General features: G+C 69.0%; 9 protein-coding genes. 5 read left to right on the forward strand and 4 right to left on the reverse strand.

Features of this window, described 5'->3' with window-relative positions; genetic code table 11:
* Positions 1–64 precede the first annotated feature (64 nt).
* Both OHZ10_RS36800 and OHZ10_RS36805 read right to left on the reverse strand, forming a co-directional pair.
* Positions 65–2,050, reverse strand: coding sequence for a gamma-glutamyltransferase family protein (locus OHZ10_RS36800; RefSeq protein WP_342706150.1), 1,986 nt, complete (start codon positions 2,048–2,050; stop codon positions 65–67).
* 217 nt (positions 2,051–2,267) lie between these two features.
* Positions 2,268–3,224 (reverse strand): LysR family transcriptional regulator, encoded by a 957-nt coding sequence (locus tag OHZ10_RS36805; RefSeq protein WP_174994612.1) that lies wholly within the window; start codon positions 3,222–3,224, stop codon positions 2,268–2,270.
* A 102-nt stretch (positions 3,225–3,326) separates the two neighbouring features.
* Between OHZ10_RS36805 and OHZ10_RS36810 the strand changes: the two genes are divergently transcribed.
* The 4 genes from OHZ10_RS36810 (at position 3,327) to OHZ10_RS36825 (ending at position 7,699) form a co-directional block, all read left to right on the forward strand.
* Entirely contained in the window at positions 3,327–4,451 is a 1,125-nt protein-coding gene (locus tag OHZ10_RS36810) for an aryl-sulfate sulfotransferase (RefSeq protein WP_342706151.1), read from the forward strand.
* A 58-nt stretch (positions 4,452–4,509) separates the two neighbouring features.
* Entirely contained in the window at positions 4,510–5,865 is a 1,356-nt protein-coding gene (locus tag OHZ10_RS36815) for a uracil-xanthine permease family protein (RefSeq protein WP_059241065.1), read from the forward strand.
* A gap of 298 nt (positions 5,866–6,163) precedes the next feature.
* Positions 6,164–6,676 carry a DUF2165 family protein gene (locus OHZ10_RS36820; protein WP_174994615.1) on the forward strand — a complete coding sequence of 171 codons (513 nt, stop codon included), beginning with the start codon at positions 6,164–6,166 and terminating at the stop codon, positions 6,674–6,676.
* A gap of 84 nt (positions 6,677–6,760) precedes the next feature.
* Entirely contained in the window at positions 6,761–7,699 is a 939-nt protein-coding gene (locus OHZ10_RS36825; protein ID WP_059241066.1) for a tyrosine-type recombinase/integrase, read from the forward strand.
* Positions 7,700–7,720: 21 nt separating this feature from the next.
* Here OHZ10_RS36825 and OHZ10_RS36830 read toward each other — a convergent pair whose 3' ends face one another.
* Complete coding sequence (locus OHZ10_RS36830; protein WP_342706152.1) at positions 7,721–8,200, reverse strand: RES family NAD+ phosphorylase; 480 nt, start codon at positions 8,198–8,200, stop codon at positions 7,721–7,723.
* Positions 8,197–8,652, reverse strand: a complete 456-nt coding sequence (parS, locus tag OHZ10_RS36835) for a type II RES/Xre toxin-antitoxin system antitoxin (RefSeq protein ID WP_262531115.1) — start codon at positions 8,650–8,652, stop codon at positions 8,197–8,199. The genes OHZ10_RS36830 and parS overlap by 4 nt, the downstream gene beginning before the upstream one ends.
* An 821-nt stretch (positions 8,653–9,473) precedes the next feature.
* Here parS and OHZ10_RS36840 point away from each other — a divergent pair.
* Positions 9,474–23,171 (forward strand): LWXIA domain-containing protein, encoded by a 13,698-nt coding sequence (locus tag OHZ10_RS36840; protein ID WP_342706153.1) that lies wholly within the window; start codon positions 9,474–9,476, stop codon positions 23,169–23,171.
* The last annotated feature ends 4 nt before the right edge of the window (positions 23,172–23,175 follow it).

The following is a 23,175-nucleotide window of genomic DNA, read 5'->3' on the forward strand; positions in this document are numbered from 1 at the left end:
TCCCTTCAAGCAATACGGCCCCGACTGCCCGTCGGCAGATCGGGGCCGTACGTGTTCCGTCCGTTTACGGCCGGAACGTATCGCCGAGCACGACGCCTTCGCGACGCGGATCGGTGCCGCCCTGCAACACGGGCGACTGGCCGCCCGTCACGCGCATCACCGTGTTGACGCCGCTCGCCTGCGCGGACGTCGACACCTTGTGCCCGAGCGCGAGCAGCCCCGTGATCAGCGGATCGTTCGCACCGTTGTTCGCCGCGTTGACGTTCGGATGCTCGCCGCCGACCGTGGTCGTCGGGCTGTTGCTCGCGCCGAAATCGACGAGCCCCGCGGACTGCTGCGCGTCGAGGCCCCAGTCGAGCGCGCCGACGAGCGTCTTGACCACGTATTGCGGAATCGTGCCGCCGCCCGGCGAACCCGTCGCCATCACGAAGTCGCCGCGCGAGCCGTCGGCAGCCTGCCCGAACACGATCGTCGGCGCCATCGAGCTGCGCGGCCGCTTGCCCGGCTGCAGCCGGTTCGCCACCGGATTGCCGGACGTGTCGACCGGGTTCGCGGAAAAGTCGGTCAGCTGGTTGTTCAGCAGGAAGCCGTTGGTCATGTGGAACGAGCCCATGCTCGACTCGACCGTCGTCGTCGCGCTCAGCACGTTGCCGTCGCCGTCGACGATCGTGAACTGGTTCGTGCCATGCTCGATCAGCGTCGTGTCGACGCCGAGCGGCACCGCACCGAGATTGCCGGGCTGCGCGGTGCCCATGCTCCTGGTCGTGTCGATCAGCGCCGCGCGCGATTTCAGGTACGGCTTGTTCAGCAGCGTGTCCCACGTACCGCCCGGCAGCGGCACGAAATCCGTATCGGCCACGTACTTGTCGCGGTCGGCATACGCGAGCCGTTCCGCCTCGGTGACGAGGTGCACGCCCGCGACGGTCGGCTTGCCGCCTTCGAGATCGATCGCCGTCGGCTTCAGCGACTTCAGGTCGTAATTCTCGAGAATGCCGAGCGCCGATGCGACCGCGATGCCGCCCGACGACGGCGGCGGCATCCCGCAGACCCAGTAGCTGCGATAGGTCGTGCACACGGGATCGCGGCGCTTCGCCTGATACGCGGCCAGATCCGCGACGGTCGTCTTGCCCGGCGTGAGCGTCGAGCCGTCCGCGCCCTTCGTCACCGCGATCTTCGCGACGATGTCCTGCGCGATCTGCCCGGTGTACAGCGCATTCGCGCCCGATTGCGCCATCAGCGTCAGTGTATGTGCGTACGCGGGATTCTTCAGCACGGTGCCGAGCGTCTTCGGCGAACCGTCGGCGTTCAGGAAGTACGCGGCGGCCTCGGGGTCGCGCTTCAGGTTCGGCGCGTTCGAGGCGATCGCGTCGGCAAGCCGGCCGCCGATCGGGAAACCGTTGGTCGCGAGCGCGATCGCATCACCGAACAGGTTCTGCCACGGCAGGCGGCCATGATCCTGCTGCAGCGCCTCGATGAGCCGCGGCACGCCGATCGTGCCGATCGAGCGGCCGCTCGCGCGCGCGTTCGGCAGCGGCGCCGAATGGTCGGTCGTGTCGTCGACGTAGCGCAGGTAGTTCTCCGTCGCGGCGGCCGGCGCGGTTTCGCGGCCGTCGTATGCCTGCACCGTCTTGCTGCGCGCATCGTAGTAGAGCAGCACGCCGCCCGACCCGAGCCCCGTCGCCTCAGGCACCGTCAGGCCCAGCACGGCCTGCACGGCGACCGCCGCGTCGGCAGCCGTGCCGCCCTTCTTCAGCACCGCGCAACCGGCTGCGCTCGCATACGCGTTCGACGTGGCCACCAGGTACGTTTTCGCATAGACGGGCTTCATCCCGGTGCGATAGCCCGACGACGCTTCCGGCAGCGACGGATCGCCCGGCTGGTTCGAGCCCACCACGACCGTCGCGCCGCTGTTGTCGACCGCGAGGCAGCTCGCATCGGTGGAAGGTGTCGTCGTGCGGCCCGCTTCGTTCTCGACGTCGCCGCCGCATGCGGTCAACAGGGCGGCCGCGAGCAACGCGGACGCATACGGAAAAATCGCTGTTCTGTTCATTGTCTGCCGATGTTCTTGTAGGTCGTTGCGATGGACTTCACGTTGCCTGCAACCCCCTCGGTGCACGGGCAACGCGTTCGATAGTCCCATGAACAAAATTTTTTCCGCAATAAGGGTATGACGTAATGCAGCCGGACGTTGCACGCGCAACATCACCGGACCGGCCTGCGGATTCGCTGCTGCATGGCATCGCGATCAGGCAATGCGACCGGTGTCGCTACGTTGCCGCACGGCGGCGCTTGCCGGCTGCCTTGCCGCCAGGCGCGAATCCGCGCTCCATCGTTTCGATCGCCTCCGAGAAAAAATCCAGAAACATCGTCATCGCGACGGTCGCGCTCATGTCCGCCCGTTGATAGATGCAACTGAACGAGCGCGCGCCCGCATCGGCGAGCGGGGTCCACGCGAGCCGCCCGGCGGCGACATCGTCCGCGACGTTCTCTGCGATCAGGAAGCCGACCCCCGCACCTTCGGCCGCGAGGCGTCGCACCATCGACACCGAGCCCGTCTCGACCAGCGGCCGCACGGTGCGCGGTTGCCGCACATCGATCTGGTCGAACATCGCGCGCAGCTCCGTGTCGGGCGTCATCAGAATCAGCGGGTGCGCGAAGCAGTCGCGCATGCGCACCTTGCCGCCCGCCGATGCCAGCGGATGACCGGGCGCCGTGACGACCCCCAGCGGCTGCGCGAACGCGCGCACCTCGACGACGCTCGCCGCCGTGCGCCGGCGCAGCGCATAGCCGATGTCGACCTCGCCCGTCTCGACCCAGCGCACGATGTTCTCGCCGTTGCCCGAGCGCACGCTGTACGTGACGCCCGGATAGCGCTGCAGCGCGGCGAGGATCGCGTCGGGCACGAGCTTCTCGGCCGTCGATGCGGGCACGGCCAGGTTCACGTGCCCGCGCCGCAGCGCGCGCAGATCCTCGACCTGCGTCAGCGCGTTGTCGAAGTCGCGCTGGCCGCGCCGCACGGCCGCGATCACGATCTCGCCCGCAAGCGTCAGCTGCATGCCGCGCGGCAGCCGGTCGAACAGCGGCACGCCGACCTGCTCCTCCAGATTGCGGATCTGCTGGTGCACCGCCGCGGCGGTCAGGTGCAGCACGTCGGCCGCCTTGCGAATCGAGCCGCGCCTCGCGACTTCGTCGAAACAGCGGAATGTCTGCGATATCGAACGCATGGGGGTACCGTTAGATTTTTCCGAACAGGCCGTCAAGAATAATCCGATTTTACCGACGCGCCGGATCGTCTAGATTCCGCTGCATCCCCGCATCCGATTCGAATGGAGACCGCAGTGACGACCGTCGACCAAATCACCCAGCGCCGCCGAGGCGTCGGCCTCATCGCCCACGATCCCGCGCTGTCCGCGGGCGGCTATACGCTCATCGCCCCGCAGACGGCCGACGGCAACGTCTACCTCGTCGGCATCGACGGCGAAGTCGCGCACCAGTGGAAAATGCCCGTCCGCCCCGGCCGCCACGCGGTCATCCTCGCGAACGGCAATCTCGGCTACAACGGCAACCACCCGCGCTCCGAATCGCGCTATGCGCCGTGGTCGATGTGGCACGGCGGCGACTTCTACGAGGTCACGCCGCAAGGCGAAACCGTGTGGCGCCATGAGGATCCCGCGCATCACCACGACGCGCAGTGGCTGCCGAACGGCAACCTGCTCTACGCCGCGTGCGAACCGGCCGACGCGGCGTTCGCGCAGCGCGTGCCGGGCGGCACCGCGCATGGCCAAGACGAAGTGATGTATACGGATGTGATCCGCGAAGTGAACCGCGCCGGCCAGATCGTGTGGGAATGGCACGCGCGCGACCATCTGCGGCCCGAGGATTTTCCGATCGCGGCAGGCTTCGGCCGCTATCACTGGCCGCTCGTCAACGGTCTCGCGGTCGATGCGAACGGCCGCGTGCTGATGAGCCTGCGCACGACGTCGGGGATCATTGCCGTGAACCGCGAAACCGGCCGCGTCGACCTGCGGATCGGACCGGACGTCGTGTCGCACCAGCATGCGCCGGTGCCGCTCGCGAACGGCAACATCCTCGCGTTCGACAACGGCAATTTCCGCCACGGCGCGCACGTCGTATTCTCGCGCGTCGTGGAAATCGACCCGGCGACGCAACGCGTCGTGTGGTCGTATGCGGACGATGTAGTGAACCTGTTCTACACGCCGTTCATGGGCAACGCGCAGCGCTTGCCGAACGGCAACACGCACGTCACCGAATCGTCGACGGGCCGGCTGTTCGAAGTGACGCCGGCCGGCGAGGTCGTGTGGGAATACGTGATCCCGTGGTTCGCCGAATACCCGGACGAAGCGGCGCGCAAGACCGGCCCGGGCCAGTTGAACAGCGTGTTCCAGACGTTCCGCTACAGCGCCGCGCAATTGCCCTGGCTGCGGGCCTGACACGCCGTTCGCCGCCGGTTTCCGGCCGTTTTCGCCGTTCGCTTCCGAGGGGCCTGCCGTGCCGCACGATCCGATCTCTCCGCCCGTCGATGCCAAGCTGCCCGCGTGGCAGCTCGCGCTGTTCGGGCTGCAGCACGTGCTGTCGATGGCCGCGTCGCCGATCACGGCCGTCTTCCTGATCGCGAAGGTCCTCGCGCTGCCGGGCGACCTGACGGTCCAGCTGATCGGCGCGACGTTCTTCGCGTGCGGCATCGGCACGCTGGTGCAATCGCTCGGCGCCGGCCCGATCGGCGCACGCCTGCCGTTCGTGATGGTGCCCGGCGGCGCTCCGACGATGCTGTTCGCGGGCATCGCCGCGCAATCGGGGCTGCCCACCGCAACCGGCGCCGCGCTGCTCGCCAGTGCGTTCTACTGGGTGCTGCTGCCCGTCTTCACGCGCTGCCTGCGGCTCTTTCCGCGCATCGTCGTCGGCGCGATGCTGTTGCTCGTGTCGGTCAACCTGATCCGGATCTACGCGACGATCGTCGTCGGCCAGCCCGGCTCGGCCGACTTCGCACAGCCGCGCGCGCTCGGTCTCGCACTGGCGACGATCGTCGCCACCGTCGCCGCCGCCGGTGCATTCCGCGGCACGGGCGGACGCCTCGCCGTGCTGATCGGGCTGGTGGCCGGCGCGACGCTCGGCTGGGCGCTCGACGCAATGCCGGCGCTCGCCGACGTGTGGCACGGACCGCTGTTCACGCATCCGGTGTGGCTGCCGTTCGGAATGCCGCGCTTCGACCTGCTCGCCGCGCTGCCGCTGCTGATCTTCACCGCGATCTCGATGGCAGAGGCCACCGCGCAGACGGTCGCCGTCGGCGAGACGTGCGGCAAGACGATCTCGCTGCCGCGCGACGTGCCGAAGACGATACGCGGCGACGCGCTGGCGTCGCTGGCCGGCGCGCTGTTCGGCACGCCGCTGATCGTGACCAGCGCAGAAAACATCGGCGTCGTGCAGACGACCGGCGTGCGCTCGCGCTACGTGACGGCCGCGGCCGGCGCAATCCTGATCGTCATCGCGCTGTTCGCGCCGCTCGCGCGGCTTGCGTATGCGATTCCGGCCGCCGTGGTCGGCGGCACCGCGCTGGTCGTGTTCGCGATGATCGGCGTGATGGGCATCCGGCTGCTCGCAAGCGTCGACCTGCACGCACGCGCCAACCAGTACACGCTCGCGGCCGCGCTGGTGGTCGGCCTCGCGCCGATCCTGGTGCCGAACCTGTATCGCCATTTCGGCGCACCCGTGCAGATCGTGCTCGGCAACGGCATGGCGGCCGGCACGCTCGCGGCCATCGCGACGCAACTGGCATTCGCCGCGCTCGCGCGGCTGAGCGGACGGGCGCACGGGGGCGCGGCCGCGGCACCTTCGCGCGACGCATAACGGCAGCGGCAGGCAGCGCTGCTGCGCGACACGGGCACGCCGCGCCCTGCTTGACGACGCCTGCGGTTCGGCCGACAATCGCCGCTCCCTCCTGGCGCGGGCACTCGATCCAGCCGGCGCGTGCGTCTCCTCGACGCCGCACCGGCTTCAGGTTTTCCAGTCCCGATCTCCGCGCCGCCGTGCACACGCACGCAAATCCGCCGGCTCAGCCGTGCACATTTACGCAGGTCTCGCCCCGAACGCCGGTTCATCGCCGCACGGTCGCGCTTTCGACTGCCCATTCATTTCGGAGTCCATGATGATGATTCGTTGTTCCAAGGCAGCCATGGTGCTCGCCATGGCTTTCTTTGCATCGCTCGTCGCGTTCGGCAACATCACCGACTATGCGACGAATTTCGCATTCGTGCACCACGTGTTCCTGATGGACACCACCTTCCCGGGCAACGGGATCATGTATCGCGCGATCGGCACGACGTGGATCCATCACGCCGGCTACATCGGCATCATTTCGATGGAAACGCTGACGGCCGTGCTGTGCTGGATCGGCGGCATCCGGCTGCTGCGCGCACGGCGCGCCGACGATTCGGCGTTCCGGGCGGCCAAGGCGTGCGCGATCGCCGGCCTGACGCTCGGCTTCCTCACATGGCAGGTCGCGTTCATGTCGGTCGGCGGCGAATGGTTCGGGATGTGGATGTCGAAGCAATGGAACGGCGTGCCGGATGCGTTCCGCTTCTTCATCACGCTGTTGCTCGTGCTTGTTTACCTGACGATGAACAACGACGGCGTCGACGACACGCGTATCGCGCACTGACGCGCCGGTTGCATCGGGGCGCGCCGGCCGCCTGGACATCGGGAGACGATTGCCGGCGTCACCGTGTCCGGCTATAAATCGTGGATGGACACGAATCGCTGGATTCACGACCCCGTCGGCGCGTTTCGCGCATGGCAGGAAACCGCCGCGACCGGCGCCGGCCACCGGCCGTTCGCGCCGCGTTCGGTCGTACAGCACGTCGCGATGTTCGAGCGGTTCCTGCGCCACCTGGTCGCACACCGCGTGTCGCTGGCCACGTTCGGGCCCGACCAGGTCGCGGCTTTCCTCGCGGAACTCGACCGCACCTGCACGCCCGGCACGTCGACGCGCGTGCGCTATGCGAAGCTGATCGACCGGCTGAGCCGGCACCTGGTCGACACCGGCGTGCGGACGATCCATCCGGCCGGCCGGGCGACGCGCGATCTTGCATGGCCGGTCGGCGAGCCGGAGCCGTGCTACCTGCCGCCCGACGCCGACGCGGCGCTGCAGCGTCACGTCCAGCCTCGACCAGACGACACCTCGGCCGACTGCCGGAATCGTGCGATCGTCGCGCTGCTGCTCGCGAGCGGCATCACGTCGGCCGAGATTCGGGCGATGCCCTGCGACGCGCCCGATCTCGACGCGCGGCCACCGGCGTTGTCCGTGCCGCGCGATCGCGCGCGGCCAGCGCGCCGGATCGAACTTGCCGGGTTCGTGCTGGCGCCGCTCGCCGCATGGCGCGCGCATTCGGCAGACACGCGGGCATCGACGCTGCTGTTCCCCGCACCGCGCGGCGGTGGCGCGATGAACGACATGTTCCTGCTGCTGGTGGTACGCGACGCGCTGAACGCAATCGGCTTCCACGCAGCGGACATGAGCCCGCGCGTGCTGCGCAACACGTATGCGCGCCGGCAATTGCTCGCCGGCCACGCGCATGCCGATGTCAGTGCGATGCTCGGTCTCGTCAGCACGCGAACGGTCACACGCATCCGGCAGACGCTGCCGCCCGATGCCGCCGCGGACCGCGCCGCACACGAGCGCTGACCGCACGCCTTTTTCTGTCCGCTATTCGCCCGGCTTCGACTGGACGAGCCGCAGAATCCGCGTGTCGTACGGCGATTGCATGACTTCCGCGATGCGGATTTCGAGTGCCGCCGGATGCAGCGGATTCAGCAGGAAGTTGTGCGCGTGCGGCACGACGACGCTCGGCACGCGCAACAGCGCGCTCGGCTGCGTGTGCAGCCATTCGGTGCCGGTGCTGCGCGTCCAGTCGACATTCGTTTGCCAGTCGTCCGGCACGTCGCCTTCCGCGATTTCGGCGACATCCACCGAATCGGGCACCTCGATGCGCAGCAACTGGTATCCGCTCGGCAACTGCGCGACGGTGGCGATTTCGAAATGAACGAGTGTCTCGAGCAGTGCGAGCGCCGGATGCTCGGCGAGATACACGACGGGCTGCCCGGCAAAATGCCAGCGCCCGCCGGCCCGCAACCCACCGATGCCTTTCAGGTCGGCGTAATTGCTGATCCGCCACAGCGTCGTCAAGCGAAGTACCCCTCGTCGATCTGCGTGAGGACTTCCTCGACGAGCCGCGCGCCATGCTCGGTGCTCGCCATGTCGAGCGACGTGCGGCCGCCGAAGCGCTGCAGCCCGTTGCGCAGCCACGCCATCGCATTGTCCTGGTCGCCGAACGTGGCCGTCGCCTGCGCGACGATGCGTGCAAGACGGATCGCCTTGTCGGATTCCTCCGGCGACAGGCGTTCGTGCGCCTGGCGCCGATGGCTCAGCGTGCGGCGTGGAATGATGAAGGCCAGCTCGTCCGATTTCAGCCCGCGCTCCGACAGCCGGTCGATCACCGACACGTCGACGCGCGCACTTGCCAGCTCGGCCAGGTCCGCGCCCGACCGGACGCGGATCGCCAGCAGTTGCTCGAGTATCGTGAATTCGGCCTGACGCGGATGGGCGACGCCCGAAGGATGAAAAGCGATGGTGCTCATGACCTCTCTCCGGCAATTTGCCCAATCATTATAGGCGTTTTGCCACGGAATGGCGGATGGCGATGATGCAAGCTTGCCGACCGGGCTGGAAGACCGGTTATTGGGGTGCGCGAATCGGAGATTCGCCTAGCCGACGTGTTACACGCATTCAGTATATAAACTCATTCATCACGACTTGAAGTTGTCACGTAACAATTCTCCGACGGATGCACGCAGGTTGTGTCCCAATGCGATCACCCCGCTCCCGCGCCGCAGCCACGCCATTCCGCGGCAGCCTTCCGGTTTTGTCCAACGCTCCGTCGGCCGCACGAACCGGCAAGTCTGCCCCTCGCCGGATACCGGAACGATCCAGTTGGCCCCTGCCGGCAACGCAAGCGAATTGCCCGCCGTCATCCGATCCGGTTCCTCCGCCGATCACATGCACGCAGACAGCCTGTACTCGTGCCGCCGAATCCATCGCTCGATCCAGCGCACGCGGTACCGATCATCCACGATGCCTCCATCGCGGCGCATTGTTTCGCATACCTGATCATATGCGACGAAAGCAAAAAGTAAGACAGACTCCCGCACCGAAAGGAAGCTGTAACGATCGAACCTGCGCGTAGCGATGCGCGGGCCGCCTTGCCGCGCGATCGCCCATGCCGCGTACGTTCTCGACCTGCCCGCTTCTCGTAGCGGCACCCGGACCGGCCGGCTCCCCCTCGTCACCCGCTACGAATCGCCCCCGCGCCCGCTCCAGCCGCTTCCGTACACTCGAATTCGCGCCATGCGGCGCTGGCGGCGTGCATCCCGCGTACGGCCGCGCCTGACGGGAGCCTTGCATGCTGTCCATCGACGGAATGGGTTTGGGGTTGAACTGGCAGCGTTTCCTGTCGCAAACGCTGAATCCGGACCTTGCGCCAAAGCCGCCGCAAAATGCGGGCGGTACGTCCAACGACGGCCCGACCAACGGCCCGGCCAACCCGGTCAACCCGACGACCGCGCCGCCGATCCCGGTGCAGGCCGACCTCGGCACCGATCCGTCCAAACCGACCAACCCCGAGATCGCGTCGGCCACCGCACTGCTTCAGAGCATGGCCGATCAGTATCGCGTGGCGCCGCCCGAGATCACCGTCGACAACGACACGACGCGGGCCGTGCAGGGCGTGATCCAGGACGCGCAGACAAAATACGACAACGCACAACAGGCGCTGCAAGGCGCACAGGGTGTGCTGCGGATGGCGAATCGCGACCCCGACTCGACGCCCGACGAGCGCAAGTCCGCACTCGACAACTACACGAAGGCGCACGATGCGGCCGACACCGCGCAGCGCGAACTCGGCGTCACGACCGACGCCGGCTACCGGATCCTGTACGGCGAACAGGCGAAGGCCGACCAGTACAGCTCGGACCCGACGAACCAGAACATCGAGGGTCCCGCGCAGCAGCAGGCCGATGCGAAGTTCGCCGCGCTGCAGAAGCTGTTCCCCGACCAGACGAAGGCGAATCCGAACTTCATCCCGCAACAGGGCGACTGCAAGACGCCCGCCCAGGTCCAGGCCTACGACGACTGGCAATCGGCGACGTCGGGCGCGGTGACCGGCCAGGCGAAGTATTGGGCGGACGTCAGCAACGCGAATCTCGCCTATACGCAGTTCCAGTCGTATATGGCCGATCCCGCTTACAAGGACGCCATCGAAACCGGCGTCGGCAACCTGAACGATGCGCTCGCGCCGCTGCAACTGCAGATCGACCTGCCCGACGCGCCGCCGGCCGACGCCAACGGCAACGTCGACATGAACGCCGTGCAGGCCAACGTCGCGCAGGCCGCGAAGATCGCGAATTACTCGAACGCGGCCTATGCGGCGTCGCTCGACGCGCAGCAGGTCACGACGCTGCAGCAGAAGTACGACACCGACAGCGCCTGCCTGATCGGCTCGACACCCGGCGCGGCGACGGACGACAAGGCCGCGCTCGATCGCGCGACGACGCAGGCGAACACGAGCGGCGGCTACATGCAGATGCTCGGCGCGCAGCTCACCGTCGACGACCTGCAGGCCAAGTACGACTCCGCGAAAACCGCATCCGACGACTGGCATACCGCGAATCCGCGCTCGCTGGACCCGCATCCGCAAGTCGACGCCGACCTCGCCGCCGCATCGGATGCGCTGACGCAGGCCAAACAGAAGGCGAGCCTCGCGCACGACGGCTTCGTCGTCGCCTACGGCCAGACGCTCGCGCAGCAGTACGACGACGCCGGCGCGCAGATCGATGCGCAGCTCAAGCCGAAGGTGCCGTTCGTGCTGCAGAACCCGACACCGACGCTGTCGACGAATCCGCCGCCCCCGACGACGCCATCCCCTTCGGCCGGACCGTCGCCGTCGCTGAGCACGTCGCTGCCGAGCGCGGCGTCTACGCCGGGCACATCGAGTCCGCCGGCTCCGTCGACGACGCAGACCCCGTCGTCGTCGTTGAGCACGTCGGCGCCCGCAGCCAGCCTGTCGACGTCGCTGCCACCCACGACGCTGTTCACGAACCCGTCGTTCGTGCTGCAGCCACCCGGCTCGAACACGTCCGTACCGACCACCGCGACCGGCCAGACCGCGCTCGACGCAAAAAAACTCCATGTCGTCGCGGGCGCATTGCGGGCGGCCGACGGCCGGCTGTCCAACACGTTCAACGACGCAGCCGCGAAATTCCAGCTCGCGAGCGCGCAGACGCAGGAAGGCGTACTCAAGGGCAAGCTCGCGGACATCCAGAAAACCTACGACGACTGGTACGCGAACAACCCGACGCCGGTGCGGATGCGCGAGGTGAACGGCGACGAGATTCCGATGCGCACGCCGCTGCGTCCGAACCCTTATCAGGACCCGCTCGACAAGGCACGCAACGACCTGCAGCAGGCCGACGCGAACATCAACAAGCTGCAGTTGCTGACGGAGATGTCGCACCAGCAGGTGCTGCTCGACCAGTTCGACGCGGGGCTCGCCGAGAACCTGCGCAACCCGCAGAGCCAGGATGACAAGGATGCCTATTCGAAGGCGCTGGACGGCTTCTTCCGCGCGCACCAGGGCGAGCTGTCGCAATCGCTGCTCGACCAGGCGGGCGCGAGCACGAACAAGGCCGCGACGATCAATTTCGGCAAGCTGACCGACAACGAGCAGCGCAACCTGATCGGCACCGCGATCGGGCTCGCGCCCGACGTGCAGCCGTCGCCGGATTCGGGCTCGCCCGCCGCCCCCGTCAACGACGACTCGGTCCGCTACACCGACAAGGACAAGCTGGACACGATCAACAAGGTGCGCGGCGAAATCCTGAAGCTCGGCGGTGGCAGCGGCACGCAGGTCAACATCCTGCCGCTGATCTACTCGGACAAGACGGCCGGGATGGTGACGAGCGCACTGTTCAAGGTCACCGACAGCAAGGGCAACGTCCAGTACGTCGACGACACGTCCGCGAATTACGACAACGTCGGCGACTACCTCGACAACAACCAGCTGGCGTCGAGCGGCACGCTCGACCTCGTGACCGGTTACGACGACAACGGTCACGCGCAGTTCCAGCAGAAGTCCGCGCATCACGACGACTGGTTCGACAGTGCGCTGAACACGCTGACCGGCGGCAAGGTGAACCTCGGGATGATGGGGCTCGGGCTGCTGATGGACGGCGCCGGCGTGCTGCTCGACGCAACCGGCGTCGGCGCGTTCGCCGGCGGCGCGCTGAACTTCGCGGGCGCGGTGATGATGGACACGGCGATCGGTTCGAGCATGGCGAAATCCGCGATCGATATCGGCTCGCGGTGGGAACACAACCAGAGCATCAATCCGTTCACCGACGCCGGGGCGCGAGGCGACTGGCTCAACCTCGTGCCGATGGGCGCGGCCGGCGCGGCGAAGTTCGCCGGGTCGGAAGTGTTCGGCAAGACGATCACCGCGCTTACCGGCTCGGCGAAGGCCGCGCGCGTGACCACCGCGATCGTGCGCGGCACGTCGCTCGTCACCGGCGTCGGCGCCGCAGGCGAGAGCTTCGTCGAAGCCGGGGTCGCATTCGCCCACGGGAACAGCGAACAGGGCTGGGAAGACATCAAGTCCGGCGTCACCAACGTGGCGCTGATGGGCGCGGGCGGCGTGCGGGACCGCATGGTCAACGCAGCGGTGCGCGTCACCGGCCGGCCACTGGTCGCCCGCACGGCGGGCGGCGAGAACATTTCGATCGACGGCCAGCAGCTGCAGAAAATCCTGAACAAGAACGAACCGTCGCAACTCGCGTTCGGGGCCACGCGCGCGTCGCTCGACGGCGTCGACATCACGGTCGCGAAGGACGGCACGCTGATGGCCGGCGACAAGGTGCTCACCTACGACAACATGCCCGTGCGCGTGCTCGACGGGCTCAACAACAAGGACCTGAACAACCTGCCGCACGGCGAATCGGTGATGCTCGGCGAGAACGGCGAACTGACCGTCGTCAAGCTGACGGGCAAGACGTGGACCGAAGGCACGAAGGTCGATTCGGTCACGGCAACCGGCGACCGGCTGTCGTTCGGCAGCGACGGGGAAATCAATGCGCCGTCGAAGCTCGTCGCGAAGACGCCGCCCCCGTCGCGCAACAACACACGGCAACCGGCGAACGACCCGGCGCCACCGGCCGACAACACACCGACGACGGCGGCGGCCGACGAAGCCGCGGCACGCGCCACCGAAGCGGGCAACCCGGCCACCGCCACCGTCTCGGCTGGCGCGCGCAACGCGCAGCGCACGAGCGAAGCGCAGGCCGCGCGCGACGAGAGCCAGCTGGAAACCCGCTCGTCGGATTCGCATGTCGCCGCGCAGAATCGCCGCAGCAGCGACCTGCGCGCGGCGGACGACCCGGCCGTCGCACGAGCCCCCGGCGCACCCGGCGCCGGCGCCCTCGAAGAACCGGCCAGCGCCGCGCCACGCACGCCGGTCCGCGTGATCGACCTGACCGACGCCGAACCGGCCTCCCGGCCCGCGACGCTCGACCCGGCCGGCGTCTCCGTGCCGCGCGGCCCGTCGGTCGAAGCGCTCGACTACGGCGAACACACGCTGTTCATCGTGCGCAACGGCGACGACCCCGCCGCCATGCCCAAGGCGGCGCGGCCGCGCGCGGCGGGCGCGCCGCCCGCCGACGTCGCGGAACCGATCATCGTCGTCGCCGATGCCGAGGACGCGCACGTCGCGCCCGAACTCGCGAACCGCTGGCAGCGCCCGGTGTTCGCGGCCGCGCCGGATGCCCTGCACGCGGACGGCACGCTGCGCGCGGATGCACCGCTGACGCGCTACCTGCCGGCCCCCGACGCGCCAGCGGCAGGCGGCCGCGTCGTCGGCACGAACGCGCAGGCGCCGCACGCCGATGCGGCAGGCATCGCCGAAGCCGACCCGCATGCGCCGAATCCGGACGCTCCCGCGGCGCGGCGCGCGCCGCCGCCCGCGAACGACGACACCGTCGTCGTGCTCGCGACGACGCGGCGCAACGCCACCGATCCGGAAACCCGCGCCGCCCTGCCGCCGCAACCACCCGCTCGCGCGGCGCGCGCGCTGGACGGCGCATTCAGCGCGCCGAACCGCATCCTGGTGCTCGTCAGGCCGGCCGAACGGTCTGCATCGGAAGCGGCGAACGAGACGAACGAAGCCTCCCGGCCAAATCGGGCCGGCGACGCGCGCGCCGACGATCGCACGCTTCCAGCCGCCGCCCACCCGGAAACCACCGAAGCCCCGCAGGATCCGTCACTCGCCGGTCCGGGCCTGTTCACGCGGCTGCAGATGCGCTTCGGCGGCGCGCCGCTGCCGGACGCGGTGCACGCGCTCGCGCAGCAATCGGACACGCTCACGCAGCAGTTGCGGATGATGAGCGACGCCGGCTGGCGCGTGAGCCTCGGCAAGCGCGGCGGCGGCAGCCGGATCGACCCGAAGCGGCGGCGCGTGACGATCGACGGCGGACTGCACGATTCGGGCAGCATCACGTACACGCTCGCGCACGAGGCCAAGCACGCGGTCGAGGCGATCGACGGCACGCTGGACTCGCTCGACTACAGCGGCCGCAGCCGCTTCACGCGCAAGGCGCTCGAAGCCGAGGCGCGCGCGCAGATCAACGCGTTCGAAGCGCGCTACGAAATCGACCTCGCGGGCGGCGGCGACATCGCGTCGAAAACGACGCTGCCCGATGCGCTCCAGCACGAGGCCGACCGCTGGGGGCCGTCGAGCGACTATGCCGGCACGGTCGAACGGCTCGCCGACGCGTTTGCCGATGCGCCGGTGTCGGGGCGCCGCGGCGAGACGTACCAGACCTTCTATGACGGCATCTGGGACAAGCAGAAACGTCAGGGTGGCGCCCCGCGCCGCATGCCCGCGCCACACACGACGGACGCGGCCGGCGGCGGCACGCACCTGCCGCGCACGCTCGAGGAACAGGTGCAGTGGAGCGTCGCGCATGCGGAGGCGATCTCGCCGTTTGCCGAACGCGGGCGCAGCGAGCCACGGCAGATGACGCTCCGGATTCTGGACGAACGCACGTCGTCCGGGACCGAAGAACCGCTGACGGTCATCCACGGCCGTACCAACGCCGCGGGCCAGCTGCTCGACGCACACGGCCGCCCCGCGCAGCATCTGGACTTTTCGATCGCGAACTTCCTGGCCGGCACGTCGACCAGCGCCGGCAGCGGCCGCGCGCTCGTCCTGGCCGCCGACAACGGACACGCCGCCGCTGCGTGGCTCACGAACACCTGGCAACGGCCGGTCTACGTGCCGGACGGCGGCGCGATCCGCGCGCTCGACGCCGCCGCGGGCAATCCTGCCGTCGCGAGGGCCCAGGTGCGATTCGATCGCGCGCCCGCGTGGACCCGCTATGCGCCATCGCCGCGCGAGCGAATCGACTACGGCGAACTCGCCGCCGACGAGAACGGCCTTCACATCGCGGGCGATCCGTCACGGCGACTGGATGCGCAAGCGCTGATCGGCCCGTTCCTCGGGGCCGGCATCGAAAAAAGCGTGTTCGAACTCGGCAAACGCAACGCGATCGGCCTGTACGACGTCGATCCCGGGCGGCCGCGCGACAGCCAGCTCGCCCATCATTACGATGCGCTCGGCACGGAACGCAACGGGCTCGACCTGTTGCGCCGCTACGGGCTGCGCACGCTGACCATCGACGGCCCGTTCTCGGTCGGCAACCGGATCGCGATCCTGTACCACCCTCTCGCGGAACTCAGCAGCCGGGCTGTCTCGCTCGGCGCGCTGCCGGAGCGCGTCACGCACGAATCGATGCGACAGCTCGCGGCGATACGCGCGATCGTCGAGCGCGACGGCCTGGAATTCGACTTCCAGGGTGTATTCGACGCGCACGGCGAGTTCTACTTCAGCGATCCGTCGGCCATCTCGCGCTCGGACAATCGCGGCGCAATCGAGTCCACCCTCGAGGAAATCGACAGCGTCATCGAGCCGCTCGAACGCGGCATCGACGACGGCAGCATCGCGCTCGCGCACCCGGCGATTAGCGAATCGCTGCCGGACGGCGCATTCGTCCAGAAGCCGTCGCTCATCGCGCGCATCCGCATGTGGTTCGGCGGCGCCCCGCTGCCCGACGCCGCCTATGCGCTCGCCGGCCAGTCGAGCCTGCTCGCCGGCCAGATGCGGCTGCTGAAGTCGGACGGCTGGCAGGTCGTGCTGGGCCGCGCGGGACGCGGCAGCCGCACCGACGTCGACCGGCGCCGGATCGTGATCGACGGCGGCCTGCGCAGCAACGGCACGCTCGTCTATACGCTCGCGCACGAAGCCGGCCACGCGACGGACGTGTCGAACAACCGGCTCGGCCTCGACACCAGCAGCCCCGACGCATTCGTGCGCAGCACGCTGCTCGCCGAGGCGCGCGCGCAGGCCAACGCATTCGCGGTACGCAAGCAGATCCTCGAATCGACCGGCGTCGACATCGCCGAGCATGCGGTGCTCCCCGACGCGATCGCGCGCGAAGCCGACCACGTGATGCCCGGCGACGCGGCGGGCCTCGCGCGCCTCGCCGACGCGTTCGGCAACGCCCCCGTGTCGGGCCGCGACGGCGAGCGCTACAGCACGTTCTACGGCCGCGCGTGGGACCGGCAGCAACAGCCGGGCAACGCATCGTTGCACATGCCCGCACCGCACACGACCGAGTCGTCCGGCGGCAGCGGCGGCGCACGGCTGCCGCGCACGCTCGACGAACAGGTGCAGTGGAGCCACGCGCACGCGGACCGTGCGTCGCCGTTCCCCCGGCGCTGGTTCGGCGGCGGCGCGCCGAAACTGACATTCTCCCGCAACGGTCCGGTGTCCTATGCGAACGGCGAACCGCTGACGCTCGTCCACGCGCAAACCGATGCGGCCGGCGGCCTGCTCGATGCGCACGGCCGCCCCGCCACGCCCGTCGACTACTCGATCGACCATCGCCATGCGCTCGGGCCCGCGCAGGCGGGCACCCCCGTCGTTCTCGAAGGCGGCGACGCGCGCGCGGCACACGGCGCATGGCTCGCGAACATCTGGCAACGCACGATCTACGTGCCCGACAGCGGCACGGTCCGCGCGATCGGCGAGTCGCGCACCGACGGCACGCACCGCATGCAGTTCGGCGGCCCGGGCACATGGACGCGCTACACGCCGTCGCCGCGCGAACGGATCGATGCGGGCGCACTCGCCGTCGACGGCAACGGGCTGCACGTCGCCGGCGATCCGTCGCGGCGCGTGGATCCTGCCGACCTGCTCGGCCCGTTCCTCGGCGCCGGCACCGCGAAGGCCGTGTTCGAACTCGGCAAGCGCAACGCGATCGGCCTGTTCGACGCCGGCGGCGACAAGGCGCGCACGATGCTCGCCCATGAAATGCGCGGGCTCGACCAGTTGAGGCAGCTCGGCATGCGCACGGTCACGGTCGACGGGCCGTTCACGTACCTCGGGCGCATGGCGGTGATGTACAGCCCGCTTGCCGAGCTCGGCAGCATCGACGTAATGAACGGCATCCTGCCGAAACGCGTGATGCGCGAATCGATGCAGCAGCTCGTCGCGATGCGCGAGATCGCCGCACGGCACGGCCTGTCGTTCGACTTCGAAGGCCTGTTCGATGCGCAGGGCCGGTTCTACTTCAGCGACCCTTCCGTCCTGATCCGGCATCCGGACCCGGCGGCCAACCGGACGCCAGCGATGATCGATGCCGTCATCGATCCGCTCCAGCGCGGCATCGCGAGCGGCCGCGTCGAGCTCGCGCATCCGGCGATCAGCGAATCGCTGCCGGACGGCGCATTCGTCCAGAAGCCGTCGCTCATCGCGCGCATCCGCATGTGGTTCGGTGGCGCCCCGCTGCCCGACGCCGCCTATGCGCTCGCCGGCCAGTCGAGCCTGCTCGCCGACCAGATGCGGCTGCTGAACCCCGGCCGCTGGGAGATCGTGCAGGGCCGCGCGGGCGCCGGCAGCAAGGTCGATGCCGAGCAGCGCCGGATCGTGATCGACGGCGGCCTGCGCCACGCCGGCACGATCGTCTATGTGCTCGCGCACGAGATCGGTCACGCGGTCGACGTGGCCACGAACCGGCTCGACCTCGACACCAGCAGCCCCGACGCGTACGTGCAAAGCACGCTGCTCGCCGAGGCGCGCGCGCAGGCCAACGCGTTCGCGGTGCGCAAGCAGATCCTCGAATCGACCGGCGTCGACATCGCCGAGCATGCGGTGCTCCCCGACGCGATCGCGCGCGAAGCCGACCACGTGATGCCCGGCGACGCGGCGGGCCTCGCGCGCCTCGCCGACGCGTTCGGCAACGCCCCCACGTCGCTGCCCGGCAACCCCGTCTATCGGGCGCTGTACCGCGCGCAGGCCGAGCAGGCGCTGCGCGACGGCGCAGCCGGACGAACCGGCGCGGCGCCGCGAACGATGCCGTCGATGATGATGTGGCCCATGCCGGACCCGTCGTCCTTCTTGCCGGCCACGCCCGCGCTCACGCCCGAGTCGCGCGCGGCCGACTGGCTCGACGCGCACGGCAAACGCGACCTGAAGCGGATCGACGGCACGCAGCTGGCCGACATCCGCGACCTCGCGCAATACGCGGGCCCCAACGCACATGTGCTGATCGCGAAGCATGTCGACCGGCCGGCGGACGACGGCACGCATCCGCAGCCCGAGTTCGTCGCGAGCCTGAAGACCGACGCACACGGCCAGCCCGGCCAGGTCGAATCGGCCGATCCCGGCGGCGCGCCGTCACATGACGTACGCGACGCGGTATATCCGGGTACGCGTCCACGCAAGCGCAACGGCAGCGAAACGCCGCATGAAACGCGTGCGAAATTCGACTTCTACCTGTCGCCGGTATCGCTCGACGAGCTGCGGCAATTCGGCGGCGCGGCGAAGGTCGAAGCCATCGACTCGAAGCGCGTCTGGCATGCGGACCCTTCGGGCGAAGCGCCCGCGCAAGCGGTCGTCGAGCAGATCGGCGAACTCGCCAACGCACCACAATTCAAGCGGCCCAAGGCGGCCGCGAAGGCCGCGGACGACGGCGCGACGATCTTCGCGGTCGACAAGAAGACCGGCAAGGTGCTCGGTTACGCGGAGCCCACGCAGGGCGGCAGCGGCTGGACCTATCACGAGAAGACCTCGGTCGGCGACGCGTCGATCGGCGGGCAGGATCTCGGCACCGCATTCCGCCGCCGCGCACGCGGCCTGCCCGACGGACGGCGCGGCGTCGTGTTCGTGCCGTCCTCGCTGCCGGAATCGGCGGTATCCCGATACGGCGGCTTCGAGCCTGCCGAGCGGGCGTTGCCGGTCGCCGAGCAGAAGCCGCCGCCGCTGAAGCTGAGCGATCGCGTGCAACGCCGGCTCGGCAGGATCCAGTCGGCCGGCAAGCCGCCTGCCGGGGCGACGCCGCTCGCGCATCGGTGGATCGCGCCGAACCTGCTGCCGAAATCGGCCGACGACGTGCACGACTTCAGCGGTGCGAACACGCTGCATCTGCGGCGCGTGATCGATCTCGGCCAGGTCGGCCCGGAATACTTCATCTACGTCTACGGCACGGACGGCGCGCTGATCGATACGCTGCACCAGCCGGAAGGCATCCTCGCGACACGCGACGGCACGCTGCAGTGGTTCGACGATGCCGCGCATTTCAACGACACGGGCAAGCCCGGCGTCGATCTCGACAAGACGAAGATCGGCGGCGGTCCGGATGGCTCGAACCGGCATTTCCTGGTGACGCGGCTCGACCCGGCCGCATTCGACGCACGCACGAAACCGACACAGGTCGCCGCCTATCAGTTGAAACAGGACGAACTCGGCAAGCAGCTGCGGAAAGCCGCCGCCGAATCGTCCGCGCCGTTCGGCGAACTGGAGAGCCGCATCGCGGCCGAACTGACGGCCGCGCAGAACCAGCAGGCCCGGCTGGCCAACGCCCCCGCGCCCGGCGCGTCGGCCGCCGGCTCGCCGGCGAAGCCGAAGAAGCCCGCTCGCGGCAAAAACAGGAAAAGCACCCGGAACGCGCCGGCGGTGCCGGCACCGGCCGCGTCGCCGGCGCGCCCCGCCGGCAAACCGTTCAGCATCAAGACCTATCAACCCGGCCTGTCGAGCGCAACGATCGCCGAATGGACCCTCCGCTTCGGCAAGGCGAAAGTCGACAACTGGTTCCCCGAGCACGAGCGCGTCAAGGCGTTCGCGGGCCGCACTGGCGAGCCGCTCGACCTCGGCACGACGCGCCAGGTCATGATGGCCGACAGCGTAATGATGAAGGCGCTCGGCATCCCGTTGCGGCTCGCGCGCGACGCGTCGAGCATGCCGTGGCGCGGCCCGCTGTCGCGGCCCGACCATGCAGCCAACGTGCTGTCCCGCCACGCGAAAAGCGCGATCACCTATCTGTCGGTCGCGCGGGCCGCGGACCGGCGTGCGCTGCAGGCCTACGCACGCGCGAAGGTCGAGATCCAGGATCGCATCGCGCTGATGGCGCGCGGCTTCACGCTGCGCGACAACCCCGACGAGATGCTCGCGCTCGTAAAACGCTATGGCGGCGCCATGCCGGTCGTGTCGGTCGCGGTCGATCCGCATTCGCTGGCCGCCGCGCTCGGCAGGAAACACGACCCGGCATTCATCCGCCGCGTGCGCGAACTCGGCAAGCTCGACAATGCGAAGTTCGACGAGGCGAACGCGCGCATCGACATCGACGGCACGGGTCGCCAGCTCGAACTCGACGATCTCGACCACCTGTTCAAATGGCTCGACGCGGCGTCCGAAGGCGGCTTCGTGCTGCGCCTCGAAACCGCGCCGTCGCGCGCGCTCGTGTCGGCGGAAGACCAGCGCACGCTCGCGGGTACCAACGACGCGTATCACGACTACGTGCGCACGTTCGACGCACTCGAAACATGGGCACGCGGAAACACCGACGCAAACGCGCCGCACGTGATGGTGACGTTCCACGGCTGGGACGCCGTGCTCGAACCGGTGCCGGGCGACGGCCACCTGAAGCTCGTCGAGGCCGTGCTCGACCGCAAGGAACTCGACTGGGTTCACCTCGGGTTGTCGTATGCAACGCACGGCTCGGACTTCGTCGCGAACCAGGACCTGACCGCCGCACTCGCCCGCACGCTCGTCGACTACAAGCTGCACGCGCCCGACAAGCTTGCGCGCCTGCACGGTGCCGACGCGCTCACGCGCGTGTTCGAACGGATCGGCACGCAAACGCTCGCGAACCAGCACCAGGTGCTGTTCGCCGAAGTCGAACGTATCGGCCTCGCGAACGGGATGACGCCCGACCAGCTCGCCGCGCTGCGCGCCGAACTGTACGAAGGCCATACGACCGCGCTGATGGATCGTGCACGGCAGGCGACGATCACCTATGCAAAGGATAACTACTGGAACAGTACGGCCCCGGCCAACCGGGCCGAACTCCGCGCACGCGATGCCGGCAACCGCTGGCTGGACCAGTACGCGCAGCCCGACACCGAACACAAGATCGAGGCCCACGCGAACCCGGATGCATCGAGCACCGCTTTCTGGCGCGCGGTAGCGGCCGATCCGAAGCTCGCAATCGACGATACCAAGCCGGTCCTCGTGAACCGCGACATCGCCTCGCAGCCGAGCCACCAGCGTGGCGACCCGCAGCAAGCCGCGCTCGCGCAGCTCAACGCGCTGCGCGTTCACCGGCCGTCGTTCGGCAAGCGCGACTGGGCCTGGTCGCTCGGATTCGGCGGCACGGTCGCCGGGGCCAGCTCGCTCGTCGCGCTGAACGTGTTCAACGGCATGAACATGATGAGCTCGGATGCGCTGACGCACGCGAACACCGCGCTCTTCGTCGGCGCACGCGCAGGCCGCGTATTCGGCGCGATGCACCAGGGCGCGGTGCAAAGCCTGCAGAGCGGCGACCCGCGCGCAGTGCACGACGTGCTCGACCGCCTGCAGCGCTCGCTCGCGCAGCAGTTGAACGCGCCGGTGCACGAATACAATCCGGCGCGGCTCCAGCAGCTCGACCTTTTGACGAACGAGACGCGCGTGAAGGCGAGCCAGCTCGTCGAAATGCATCGCCAGGGGCTCATCGGCTTCGACGATGCGGCCGCGCAGATCAAGGACCTGTCGGCCGACCTGCTCGCGAACATGCAGGGCATGGTCGGCGGCACGTCGCTCACGCAGCTGCATCACGCCAATTCGCGCCGGCTGCTCGGCCTCGTCGGGCGCGGCAGCGCGATCGTCGGCTATTCGGGGACGATCGCCGTCGGCGTGCACGGGCTGATGACCACGCCAACCGTCGCCGGTGCGCTCACGACCGCGAGCGCGGCGCTCGCCGCAACGTACTCGGGCCTCGTCTATGCGGTCAGCGCGCATCGCGTGAACGCGGACAAGCGCAGTCGCGTCGTACGCCTGATCGATTCGACGTCGGATTTCGTCGGCGTCGCGAGCGGCATCGCCGGCACGATCGCGCAGTACGACAAGGGCCACTACACCCTCGCGGCGACGGCCGCGACGTCGACGGCGATGCTGCTTGGCGCGCGCCTGAACACCCATTTCCCTAACGCGACGCGCTGGGTCAAGAAATACCCGACCGCGCTCATTCTCGTGCCGATCGGGATCTGGGGCTTCACGCAGTTGCAGAGCCTGTTCTTCGGCTCGCCTTCGGGTGGATCGGGATCGACGACCCACAAGCCGCAGCCCGCGCCCGCGTCGCCATCGCATCAGCCGCCGCAGCCCGGCGCCACGCCGACGGCCGGGCTCGCACCAGGCGGCACCGCCACGCAACCGCCCGGGACCGGCACGACCGGCAAGACGAACGGCGCGCCGGGCAGCACGACGCCCGCGCAGCCGTCCACGCCGCCGTCGCCGGCCGCCCAGCCGTATATCGTCGTGGCCGGGGATTCGCTGTGGGTGATCGCCGACGCACATCGCCAGTCACTGCTCGATGCGGCGCATGTGTCGCCCGACGACCAGAAGACGATGACGCGCGGGCAGCAGGATGCCCGCGCGCTGAACGAGATCCTGCAGCTGAACCCGGGCATGGCGTCGGCGCCGAACGTGCTGTACGCCGGGCAATCGATCAATGTCGGCTGAAGCG

Origin of the sequence: Burkholderia arboris, assembly GCF_038723655.1 — a bacterium.
GTDB classification, from domain to species: domain Bacteria; phylum Pseudomonadota; class Gammaproteobacteria; order Burkholderiales; family Burkholderiaceae; genus Burkholderia; species Burkholderia arboris.